We start from the raw sequence: 1,266 nt of genomic DNA, 5'->3' as shown, positions 1-1,266 counted from the left end.
TTTAAGTCTTCTCAGTCCTTTAAGTCTTGTCAGTCCTTTAAGTCTTCTCAGTCCTTTAAGTCTTGTCAGTCCTTTAAGTCTTCTCAGTCCTTTTAAGTCTTGTCAGTCCTTTAAGTCTTCTCAGTCCTTTTAAGTCTTGTCAATCCTTTTAAGTCTTGTTAGCCCTTCAGGTTTAGCAATTAAAAACGGGAATAGTTCGATTTCGGCTTATATTATAACGTTCTGCGCCAATTTCTTATAACGTTCTTGTATCTACGAACCCGAAAGGCTTAAGGCGCTTGAGCGGCCGGGTCCGCTTGCGGACTTAGCTTCGCAGGGTTGTCTGCCTGACTCCGCTTCCTCGAAAAGCCTCGGGTAGACCGAGGAGTGATAGCGACGCAGTGTAGATACGGTGTTATGAGATGGTGATGTCTTCTATGGAATACTTTCAAATATCTTGCTAGAATATGGTTTTATTAAATGATCTGAAAAATATTCTTTAAAGAATTCATTGGTTGTTCTAGGAAATTTATATGGTTCTAATAATTCTTCTGACTTATATACTGTCTTCTTAATTTCATTAATGGGTAACCATTCAATCCCGACCTGTCCAACATCAGCTTGTAAGCTTCTTAATTCATTATTAAGGAATTGAGTGTTGCACTCATAAATAAAATCAATGGAATGAACTTCCTTCATAATGAAAGAGTATTCATGATTGCGCGATATGTATTCTCTTATACAGACTAACTTACTACTCGATATTTCAATACCTAGTTCTTCTATACATTCGCGAATTAAAGCCTGTTCCAATGTTTCATTCGATTCTTGAGCTCCTCCAGGTAATGCGTAGTAAATACCTATATTCGGTCTCTTTTTCTTTATTAATAAAAGCTTGTCTTCCTGAATAATCAATGCTCTTACTGTATTTCGAATCATCTTGAATAATCTCCCACTATACAATGTTTTATAACTACATCACTTTCTCATAGCGTTCTTGTATTCACGAATCCGAGAACCTTAAGGCACGCAGTGCCGGGTCCGTCAGGACTTAGGTTCGCAGGATTGTCTGCCTGATATTACACCTTCGAATTATCTCCTGGCAGACCAATGGAGCATAGCGACCGCAGCGTGAATACGGTGTTAGACGATGCCAACGGCCCTCTTCGAATAACTTACAAAAAATCCTTATCAGTCCTTGTCCTTATATAGTCCCTTCAATCATTAATCGAGAGCTTTAATCAGTCTTAAATCGGTCTTTAAATCGGTCTTTAAATCGGTCTTTAA

Annotated in this window: 1 protein-coding gene; it reads right to left on the bottom strand. The window is 38.4% G+C overall.

What is annotated here, in order from left to right:
• Nucleotides 1–414 precede the first annotated feature (414 nt).
• Complete coding sequence (locus ABES02_RS29755) at nucleotides 415–918, bottom strand: NUDIX domain-containing protein (RefSeq protein ID WP_430141647.1); 504 nt, start codon at nucleotides 916–918, stop codon at nucleotides 415–417.
• Between the last annotated feature and the right edge of the window lie 348 nt (nucleotides 919–1,266).

The organism is Neobacillus pocheonensis (assembly GCF_050477905.1).
GTDB lineage: Bacteria > Bacillota > Bacilli > Bacillales > Cytobacillaceae > Neobacillus > Neobacillus pocheonensis_A.
This window is presented reverse-complemented; position numbering and strand designations above follow the sequence as displayed.

Coding starts and splice junctions, on each gene's coding strand:
- ABES02_RS29755 (WP_430141647.1), bottom strand. CDS start 918: ATGATTCGAAATACAGTAAGAGCATTGATTATTCAGGAAGACAAGCTT.